8 protein-coding genes are annotated in these 9229 nt (G+C 71.6%); 5 read left to right on the top strand and 3 right to left on the bottom strand.

Going from position 1 to position 9229, the window contains the following annotated elements; genetic code table 11:
• Positions 1-24: 24 nt before the first annotated feature.
• Positions 25-540 (bottom strand): TetR/AcrR family transcriptional regulator, encoded by a 516-nt coding sequence (locus ETD85_RS56685; RefSeq protein ID WP_138698126.1) that lies wholly within the window; start codon positions 538-540, stop codon positions 25-27.
• Between the two features lie 53 nt (positions 541-593).
• Between ETD85_RS56685 and ETD85_RS56680 the strand changes: the two genes are divergently transcribed.
• Entirely contained in the window at positions 594-1757 is a 1164-nt protein-coding gene (locus ETD85_RS56680; RefSeq protein WP_138698125.1) for a cysteine desulfurase family protein, read from the top strand.
• Positions 1758-1800: 43 nt separating this feature from the next.
• Here the strand turns inward: ETD85_RS56680 and ETD85_RS56675 are convergent, their stop codons facing one another.
• The gene (locus ETD85_RS56675; protein ID WP_138698124.1) at positions 1801-2853 is read right to left on the bottom strand and encodes a DUF695 domain-containing protein; all 1053 of its coding nucleotides are present in this window, start codon (positions 2851-2853) and stop codon (positions 1801-1803) included.
• Between the two features lie 67 nt (positions 2854-2920).
• On the opposite strand from ETD85_RS56675, the gene mnmA reads away from it, so the two are divergent.
• Complete coding sequence (gene mnmA / locus ETD85_RS56670; RefSeq protein WP_138698123.1) at positions 2921-3982, top strand: tRNA 2-thiouridine(34) synthase MnmA; 1062 nt, start codon at positions 2921-2923, stop codon at positions 3980-3982.
• A 107-nt stretch (positions 3983-4089) separates the two neighbouring features.
• On the opposite strand, the gene ETD85_RS56665 is transcribed toward mnmA, so the two are convergent.
• Positions 4090-4722, bottom strand: coding sequence for an MBL fold metallo-hydrolase (locus tag ETD85_RS56665; RefSeq protein ID WP_138698122.1), 633 nt, complete (start codon positions 4720-4722; stop codon positions 4090-4092).
• A 24-nt stretch (positions 4723-4746) separates the two neighbouring features.
• Between ETD85_RS56665 and ETD85_RS56660 the strand changes: the two genes are divergently transcribed.
• From ETD85_RS56660 to ligA, 3 genes are all read left to right on the top strand, one after another.
• Positions 4747-5739, top strand: coding sequence for a methionine synthase (locus ETD85_RS56660; protein WP_138698121.1), 993 nt, complete (start codon positions 4747-4749; stop codon positions 5737-5739).
• A gap of 14 nt (positions 5740-5753) precedes the next feature.
• The gene (locus tag ETD85_RS56655) at positions 5754-6182 is read left to right on the top strand and encodes a hypothetical protein (protein ID WP_138698120.1); all 429 of its coding nucleotides are present in this window, start codon (positions 5754-5756) and stop codon (positions 6180-6182) included.
• A 158-nt stretch (positions 6183-6340) separates the two neighbouring features.
• Complete coding sequence (ligA, locus tag ETD85_RS56650) at positions 6341-8530, top strand: NAD-dependent DNA ligase LigA (protein ID WP_138698119.1); 2190 nt, start codon at positions 6341-6343, stop codon at positions 8528-8530.
• Positions 8531-9229 lie beyond the last annotated feature (699 nt).

Here is a 9229-nt window from a genome sequence, read left to right as displayed (position 1 = left end):
GGACGGCAGGGGGGAAGGGGAGGCTCAGGCGGGCGGCGGTTTGAGCAGCGCCATGAGGCGGCTTTCCAGCGCCTGGAGATCGTCCTCGGAGTTCAGCTCCGGGTCGTGGCTGGCCACGTCCCAGAGCCCTTCACACGCGAGTCGTACGACCTGCGAGGCCCGTGGATCCGGCTCATCGGACAGCCCCTCGCGATGCCAGCGGGCCATCGCCTCGCGCAGCGGCGCGAGCAGGAAGAGGTTGCCGGAGGCGCCCGTCACGACCGCCCATCGTCGCAGGCGGCCCGACCGGACGGCGGTCAGGGTCGCGCCGACGTAGCGCTCGGTGTAGGTCTCGCCCGGCTGGGCGTCCAGCAGCTCGTCGAAATCCTCGATCAGCCGCTCGACCATGCCCTTGATCAGGGCCTCTTTCGAGCCATAGTGGTAGAGCAGGCCGCCTTTGCTGACACCGGCCCGGTCCGCCACGGCGGCCAGGGTGAGCGCGGTCGAGCCCTGGTCGCAGAGGAGCTCCTCCGCCGCGTCCAACAACTCGTCCCTTCGCATGCCACAACTGTACCGTCCGGACGGTACAGTCGCAAACGAGATACTCTGAGCACGTGACCAGACCGTCGGCCTATCTTGATCATGCGGCTACCACCCCCATGCTGCCCGAGGCGATCGAGGCCATGACGGCGCAACTCAAACGGGTCGGAAATGCTTCCTCGCTGCATGCGGCGGGCCGCCAGGTGCGCAGGGTGGTGGAGGAGTCACGCGAGACGATAGCCGACGCGCTCGGCGCCCGGCCCAGCGAGGTCGTGTTCACCTCGGGCGGCACCGAGGCCGACAATCTCGCCATCAAGGGCCTCTATTGGGCGCGCAGGCCCAGGCGGCGCGTCCTGCTCAGCTCCGTGGAGCACCACGCCGCCCTCGACCCGGCCCACTGGCTGGCCGACAGCCAGGACGCCGAGGTCGAGCTGCTCGCGGTCGACGAGCTCGGCCGGCTCCACCCCGACACGCTGCGCGCCGCCATCGAGCGCGACCCCGGCAGCGTGGCGATGATCAGCATCATGTGGGCCAACAACGAGGTCGGCACGGTCCAGCCCGTCCACGTGCTGGCGGCCGTCGCCCATGATCACGGCATCCCGTTCCACACCGACGCGGTGCAGGCGCTCGGGCAGCTGCCCGTGTCGTTCGCGGAGTCGGGGGCCGACGCGCTGACGCTGACCGGCCACAAGATCGGCGGCCCGATGGGGTCCGGCGCGCTGCTGCTGACCAGGGGCCTGACCCCGGTCTCCGTGCAGCACGGCGGCGGTCAGGAGCGCGACGTGCGCTCCGGCACGCTCGACGCGCCGGCCATCGCCGGGCTCGCCGCCGCCGTCAGCACCGCCGTCAAGGAGCAGGAGGCGCTCGGCCGCCGCCTGACGTCGCTGCGCGACGAGCTCATCGAGCGCGTCCGCGCGGCCGTCCCCGACGTGGTGCTCAACGGCGACCCGGTGGGCAGGCTGCCCGGCAACGCCCACTTCTCCTTCCCCGGCTGCGAGGGCGACGCGCTGCTCATGCTGCTCGATGCCAAGGGCGTCGAATGCTCGACGGGCTCGGCCTGCTCAGCGGGCGTGTCGCAGCCGTCCCACGTGCTCCTGGCCATGGGGGCGGAGCCGGCGGCGGCGCGCGGCTCGCTCAGGTTCACGCTGGGCCACACCTCGACCCGTGACGACGTCGACCGCCTGATCGAGGTGCTCCCGGCCGCCGTCGAGCGCGCCCGCCGGGCCGGCCTGAGCTGACCCCGCCCGCGCGGGGCGAGGTCAGTCAGGTAGGTCAGGTCCGTCAGGTCAGGAAGGGGAGCACGGCGGTCCACGCGGGGTCGGTGGCCACGTCGACCCGGGGCTCGCCTTCCTCCCAGCTGACGATCAGCTCCTTGGCGTGGATGGCCGCATCGCCGGTCGGATCGGCGTACACGTGGATGATCCGGTGCCCCTCCGCGCTCAGATGCGCCGCCAGCACCGCGTCGTCGCGCAGCTTGAGCAGGCGGGCGGCCAGGCGCTCCTCGAAGTCCCGCAGCGCGGTCAGCGAGTCGCCGACCGGCAGGCCGTTCTCGTCGCGGTGCGCGTAGGGGAGGGTGATCGCGATGTGCTGGTCGAACAGCGGATAGTCGACCGAGCGCAGCGGATGGCGGGCCGTGGCGACGAGCGGCGCGCCGCCGGCGGTCTGGCCCTCCAGCAGCACCCACTCCTCCTCGGTGTAGCCGGAGGCCAGGTCGGCGACCACGGCGGGCAGATGCGCCGCGGCCACGGAGTCGATCGGCTGGAACGTGGCAGGCGTAATTTCGCCGACCCACCTCGCCACGTCGTCCTCGCCGAGCAGCCAGTCGAGGGCCAGCAGCGCGGCCTCCAGCCGGGTCTCCTCGTCGAGCTCGCCGAAGATCGGATGGTAGGCGGACACGTCCACGCGCGGCTGGCCGCGCGGAACCCGCAGCCCCAGCATCAGCTTGTCGAGGGCGAACTCGTAGCCGCCCACGTCGAGGGTGAGCTCCAGTGCCTGCGCGTTGGCCTGCCGCGAGGGATGGAACTCCCACAGCAGGTCGGCCGGCGGCGCGGCCTTGGCCCACCGGTGCGCGAGAGAGCGCAGCTCGGCGTCGCCCGCCGCGGTCACCACCAGGGCGTGCGCGGCGTTCCTGCCGGGAGCCACCTCCCAGACCAGGCCGGGATGGATGGCCGCCACGGCCGGGGCCAGCCGCTCTTCCAGGCCCTCGGCCTCGCCCGACGCCACCATCGAGTCGAGCCCCGGCCTGGCCTCCTGCCACCACGTCCAGAACTCGGCGATGCCGTCGCCCGGCTCGCCGGCCTCTTGCTCTTCGTCCTTGCGCCCGAACAGTCGCATGTGCTGAATCCTTCCAGACCCGGCTCATGGTCGCGCACTCCCAGCCGGACAGTACGCTGGAAAGGTCATGGGACTGCGTGTGCTTGCCGCCATGTCGGGCGGCGTCGACTCCGCCGTGGCCGCCGCTCGGATCGCCGAGGCCGGTCACGACGTCACTGGTGTGCATCTGGCCTTGTCGGCCAACCCCCAATCCCACCGCACGGGTGCCAGGGGCTGCTGCACGATCGAGGACTCACGCGACGCGCGCCGCGCCGCCGACGTCATCGGGATCCCCTTCTACATTTGGGACATGGCCGAGCGCTTCCAACGCGACGTGGTCGAGGACTTCGTCGCCGAATACGCCGCCGGCCGCACCCCCAACCCGTGCCTGCGCTGCAACGAGAAGATCAAGTTCTCGGCGGTCCTCGACCGGGCGCTCGCCCTGGGCTTCGACGCCGTCGCCACCGGCCACCACGCCAAGCTGGCGGACGGGGTGCTGTCCAGGAGCGTCGACCAGGGCAAGGACCAGTCGTACGTGCTCGGGGTGCTCACCCGCGAGCAGCTCAGCCACGCGATCTTCCCGCTGGGCGACTCGACCAAGGCCGAGGTGCGCGAGGAGGCCGCCAGGCGCGGCCTGACCGTGGCCGACAAGCCCGACAGCCACGACATCTGCTTCATCGCCGACGGCGACACGCGCGGCTTCCTGGCTGGGCGGCTCGGCTCGGCCGAGGGGCCGATCGTCGACCAGAGCGGCGCGGTCGTCGGCAGCCACCAGGGCGCCCACGGGTTCACGGTGGGCCAGCGCAAGGGCCTGCACATGGACCGGCCGGCCGCCGACGGCAGGCCGCGCTACGTGCTGTCGATCGAGCCGGTGTCCAACACGGTCACGGTCGGGCCGCGGTCGGCGCTGGAGGTCACCTCGATCGCCTGCGGCACCCCGGTCTGGAACGGGCCCGAGGTCTCCGGCGACCTGACCGTGCAGCTCAGGGCGCACGGGGAGGTCTACGGCTGCCGGTTCGAGGAGACGCCAGGCGGCGGGCTGCGCGTCGAGCTCGACCGGCCGGCCACCGGGGTCGCGGCGGGCCAGGCGGCGGTGCTCTACGCGGGCGCCACCGTGATCGGCTCGGCGACCATCGTCTCCGCCGCCTGAGCCGGCGCCCGGGGCGACCGGCACCGCCTGAGCTAGCCCAGGGTGAGTCAGCCCAGGGTGAGTCAGCCCAGGGTGAGTCAGCCCAGGGTGAGTCAGCTCAGGGTGAGTCAGCTCAGGGTGGCCGACTCGCCGACCCGCAGGCGGCGCATGTCGACGCCCTGCTTGTCCGACTCCAGTTTCAGGTAGTTGTCCACCAGCGACAGGCCGATGTCGTTGAGCAGGCCGTCGTGCGTGGAGAACGCCCCGCCCGGGCGTACGGTGCGCAGATATTCCACCGTCTCCGTGAGCTTCATCCACGGGGCGTTGGTCGGCACCAGCAGGGTCGGCACCTCCACGCCGGGGACGGTCAGGGCGTCGCCCGGGTAGAAGAGCCGGTCGTCGATCATGAACCCGACGTTCTGGACGATGGGCATGTCGGGATGGTTCCTCGCGTGCCACTCCCCGAACACCTTCACCTGGAAGCCGGCCGCCTCGAAGTCGTCGCCGTGCCGTACCACCTGGACCTTGGCCGGCACCTCGGTCAGCACCGCGGCGACGCCCTCGCAGGTCCAGATCTCCAGGTCGGGTGAGGCGGCCTTGAGCCGGTCGACGTCGACGTGGTCGAAGTGCTCGTGGGTGATCAGAACGACGTCGGCACCGTCGAGCACCGGGCCCTTGCTGAACGCGCCGGGGTCGATGACCAGAGTCTTGCCGTTCTTCTCCACGCGCACGCACGCGTGGTCGAATTTCGTGAGCTCCATTCGGCAGAGCTTACGCTTGGCCCCATGTCAACGTGGGAAGCCACCGGGATAGGTTCGCATCCGGGCGAGAATCATCTGGAGACCATCAGGCTCGTGTTCGGTGAGGTGCCCGGCCTGCCGTACCTTCCTGAGCTGCCGGCCAGGGGCGTCGGGGCCGACATGATCGGCAGGACGGCGGCGCTGCTGGTCGATCTGCCCGTCGAGGTCCAACCGTCCGGCTGGCGGCTGAGCGACCGGCCGGGGCGCGACCACCGGCGGGCCGTCGACCACCTGCGCAGGGACATCGACGGGCTGGAGGAGATCGGGCACGACTACTCGGGGCCGCTGAAGCTGCAGGTGTGCGGGCCGTGGACGCTGGCCGGCGCGATCGAGCTCAAGTTCGGCGACAAGATCCTGTCCGACGCGGGGGCCGTCCGGGACCTGACCGCCTCGCTGGCCCAGGGGCTGGCCGACCACTGCGCCGAGGTGCGGCGGCGGCTGCCCGGGGTGAGCGAGATCGTCGTGCAGCTCGACGAGCCGGGGCTGCCGGGGGTGCTGGCGGGGACGGTGCCGACCGCTTCGGGGTTCGGGCGGCTGGCCGCCGTCGAGGAGTGGCGGGTGGAGGAGTCGCTGCGGCTGTTCGGCGATCCGGTGGTGCACTGCTGCGCTCCCGGAGTGCCGTACGACCTGCTGCGCAGGGCCGGGGTCCGGGGCGTCTCGGTGGACGCCGCCCTGCTGCGGCGCAAGGAGGAGGACGCGCTGGGGGAGATCGTCGAGGCGGGGATGGCGCTGTTCCTGGGCGTAGTGCCGGGCAGGGACGTGCGGCTCCCCGATGCCGGGGCGGTGGCCAAGCCGGCCGTGGAGCTGTGGCGCCGGCTGGGGTTCGATCCCGAGCGGCTGGCCGGGCAGGTGGTGCTGACTCCGGCGTGCGGGCTGGCGGGCGCTTCGCCGCAGTACGCGCGGGCGGCGCTGGCGGCCTGCAGGAAGGCGGCGCAGGTGCTGAAGGAGGATCCCGCAAGCGGGATGCAAGGCGGCTGAGTAGCGTGCCGGTCATGATCCTTCGTACGCTGGCCGCCGGTGCCGTGATCGTGATCGCCTCCGCCTCGTTCGCCGCGCCCGCGCTGGCCGCCGGCGGCACGGCCAACCCGGAGATCTGGAGCTGGGGCTCCATCTACTCTGCCGACCGGGCGGGCAAGGCCAAGGGCAAGGTGGTGCTCGACCGGCCGGGGTTCGTCGTGAGCGGCAAGCTGTACGACTTCCCCGGGCGTAAGGGGTGCTCGTGGCTGACGTTCCGGTGGGTCAAGGAGAGCGGGGGCAAGGGGTACAAGACCTACCACTCCTGCTCGGGGACGAAGCCGCTGGCGTTCGCGCTCAAGACGGGCTACATGCTCTCGATCGAGGGCAAGGTGTGCCGGGGCACGGCCAAGAAGCCCACCGGTAGGTGCTCGGCGTGGGAAGGCGTCTGGTCGCAGGGCGGCTGAGCGGCCTGAGGACGTGGCTTCGCGGTACGACGGCTGGGAGGACCCGGCTTCGCGCTACGGCGGCTGAGGTCGTCCGGCGGGGCGTGCTCCTGTCGGTGCTCGGCGGTAGCGTTTGCTCAGGGTGTCGGTCAGGGGGCCGGACGGAAGGAGACCTGGTCGTGAGCGAGCCGAGCACTGAGGTCGGTGGCGTGCCCGTGGCGGCGCTGAAGCGGCACGCGGAGGTCAGCGAGCTGGTCGAGGACGCTCGCTGGCGCTATTACGTGCTCGACCAGCCGACGGTGAGCGACGCGCAGTTCGACGAGTGGTTCAGGGAGCTGCTCGCGCTGGAGGAGGCGCATCCGACTCTCCAGACGCCCGATTCGCCCACGCAGAAGGTGGGCGCGCCGGTTTCCGGTGACTTCGCCAAGGTGCAGCACCTGGCCAGGCTGGAGAGCCTCGACAACGCCTTCAGCGACGCGGACATGGCCGCCTGGCAGGCGCGGGCCGAGCGCCTGGCCGAGGGCGATCCGGGCCCCTACCTGTGCGAGCTGAAGATCGACGGGCTGGCGATCGCGCTGGTCTACCGGGACGGCAAGCTGGAGCGCGGCGCGACCAGGGGCGATGGGCGCACGGGTGACGACGTGACGGCCAACGTCCGCACGATCAAGGGCATCCCCCACCGGCTCACCGGCGACGACGTCCCGAGCCTGGTCGAGGTGCGCGGTGAGGTCTACATTCCGGTCGAGGGCTTCAAGCAGCTCAACGAGCAGCTCGTCGAGCAGGGCAAGGCGCCGTTCGCCAACCCGCGCAACTCCGCGGCGGGCACGCTGCGCCAGAAGGACCCGCGGATCACGGCCCAGCGGCCGCTGCGGATGCTGGTGCACGGCATCGGCGTCTGGGAGGGCGCGGCCGAGCCGCGGGCGCAGTCCGAGGTCTACGACCGGCTGCGCGAGTTCGGATTGCCGGTCAGCGACCTCTACAAGGTGCTGCCGGGGCTGACCGAGATCAACGAGTTCATCGAGCACTATCGGGTCCACCGGCACGATCCCGCTTACGAGATCGACGGGGTCGTGGTGAAGGTCGACGACTTCCGCACGCAGCGCGAGCTGGGCTCCACGTCGCGGGCTCCGCGCTGGGCGATCGCGTTCAAATACCCGCCGGAAGAGGTCAACACCAAGCTGCTCGACATCGAGGTGGGCGTCGGCCGCACCGGGCGCGTCACACCGTACGCGGTGATGGAGCCGATCGTGGTGTCGGGCTCCACTGTCGAGCGGGCCACGCTCCACAACGCCGCCGTCGTGGTCAAGAAGGGCGTGCTCATCGGCGACACCGTGGTGCTGCGCAAGGCGGGCGACGTCATCCCCGAGATCGTCGGGCCGGTGACGGCGATGCGCGACGGGTCGGAGCGGGAGTTCGTCATGCCGACCCACTGCCCCGAGTGCGGCACGGAGCTGGCCTACGAGAAAGAGGGCGACGCCGACCTGCGCTGCCCCAACGCGCGGGCCTGCCCGGCCCAGATCCGCGAGCGGATCTACTTCGCCGCCGGGCGGCGCGCGCTCGACATCGACGGCCTCGGCTACGTCGCGGCCACCGCGCTCACCCAGCCGCTCCCGCCCCAGCAGCCCGTGGTGCGCACGGAGGCCGACCTGTTCGACCTGACGTTGGAGCAGCTCATCCCGATCAAGTCGGTGGTCCGCGACCCGGACACCGGCCTGCCCAAGATCGACCCGAAGACCGGCGAGCAGAAGGTCGTCACGTTCTTCTCCAACCTCAACGGTGAGCCGAGCCAAAATGCGCTCAAGCTCATGGAGGAGCTCGAACGCGCCAAGCAGGTCCCGCTCGCCCAGCTCCTCGTCGCGCTGTCGATCCGGCACGTCGGCCCGCCCACGGCCCGCGACCTGGCCAACGCGATGCGCTCGATCGACGCCATCATGAACGCCTCGGAGGAGGAGCTGGCGGCGGTCGCCGGGATCGGGTCCAGGGTGGCGGCGACGATCCGGGAGTGGTTCGCGGTGGACTGGCACCGGGAGATCATCGAACGGTGGAAGGCCGCCGGGGTGCGGATGGAGGACGAGCCCGCGCCGGAGAAGGGGCCGCAGACCCTTGAGGGGCTGACGTTCGTGGTGACGGGGACGCTGGAGGGCTACACGCGCGACTCGGCCGCGGAGGCGCTCACCACGCGGGGCGGGAAGGTGTCGGGGTCGGTGTCCAAGAAGACGTCGTTCCTGGTGGCGGGGGAGAACGCGGGGTCGAAGTACGACAAGGCGGTGAGCCTCGGGGTGCCGATCCTGGACGGGGCCGGGTTCGAGGTGCTGCTGAACGACGGGCCTGAGGCGGCCGGGGCGGTGGCGGTGACCCCCGAGGCATAGGGGCTTCTCCCGGGCGTGGGCGCTTTCGGGTTTCCCGGGCGTGGGGCGTCGGGTCTCCCGGGCCTGGGGCGTCGGGTCTCCCGGGTGTGGGGCGTCGGGTCTTCCGGGCGCGCAGGACCTTAGCGCCGTTCGGGCGTTCGGGCGTTCATGCCTTCGGGTCTTCCGCGTTGGGGCCTTCGAGCCTTCCGGGCGGTGGGGCCTTGAGGTCCCCGGGCGGTGGGGCCTTGAGGTTCCCGGGCGTCCGGACCTGCGGGTTTTCGGGCGTGGGGAGCGGGCTCCCGGGCCCGCCCGACCTGCGACGCAGGGTTCATGCGAGACGGGCTTCCGTGACCACCGGTGCACGCGGGCAGAACTCCGGCGACGTCAGCCCACACGTCACGGCCGACGCCACGGCGACGTCACGGCTGAGGCCACGATCGGCGCCACGGGTCGGTGTCGAGGGCTGGGCTTGGTCAGGCGGCTGCCCCCACGCCAAGCGTCAGTGCGGCGTCATGCACCAAGCGCCGGGGCATGGAGCTTGACGGCGCAGGCCGGCCGAACGCGTACGGCGTGACCGGATCGGGGGCTTGGGAGAGAGCAGGAACTCCGCGAAAGGGCTTGAACACCAGAAACCGGTCGGAAGTCGCGCAGGGCCTGGAGACGCGCAGGGCCCGGAACTCGGGAAGGGCGGCCCGGAGCCGCGAGAGGGCTGGCTCGCAT

It is taken from the genome of Nonomuraea zeae (assembly GCF_005889725.1).
Classification (GTDB): Bacteria; Actinomycetota; Actinomycetes; order Streptosporangiales; family Streptosporangiaceae; genus Nonomuraea; species Nonomuraea zeae.
This window is presented reverse-complemented; position numbering and strand designations above follow the sequence as displayed.

Excerpts from the sequence above, each read along its gene's own strand:
- ETD85_RS56685 (WP_138698126.1), bottom strand. The coding sequence starts at position 540 with ATGCGAAGGGACGAGTTGTTGGACGCGGCGGAGGAGCTCCTCTGCGAC.
- ETD85_RS56675 (WP_138698124.1), bottom strand. The coding sequence starts at position 2,853 with ATGCGACTGTTCGGGCGCAAGGACGAAGAGCAAGAGGCCGGCGAGCCG.
- mnmA (WP_138698123.1), top strand. The coding sequence starts at position 2,921 with ATGGGACTGCGTGTGCTTGCCGCCATGTCGGGCGGCGTCGACTCCGCC.
- ETD85_RS56665 (WP_138698122.1), bottom strand. The coding sequence starts at position 4,722 with ATGGAGCTCACGAAATTCGACCACGCGTGCGTGCGCGTGGAGAAGAAC.
- ETD85_RS56660 (WP_138698121.1), top strand. The coding sequence starts at position 4,747 with ATGTCAACGTGGGAAGCCACCGGGATAGGTTCGCATCCGGGCGAGAAT.
- ETD85_RS56655 (WP_138698120.1), top strand. The coding sequence starts at position 5,754 with ATGATCCTTCGTACGCTGGCCGCCGGTGCCGTGATCGTGATCGCCTCC.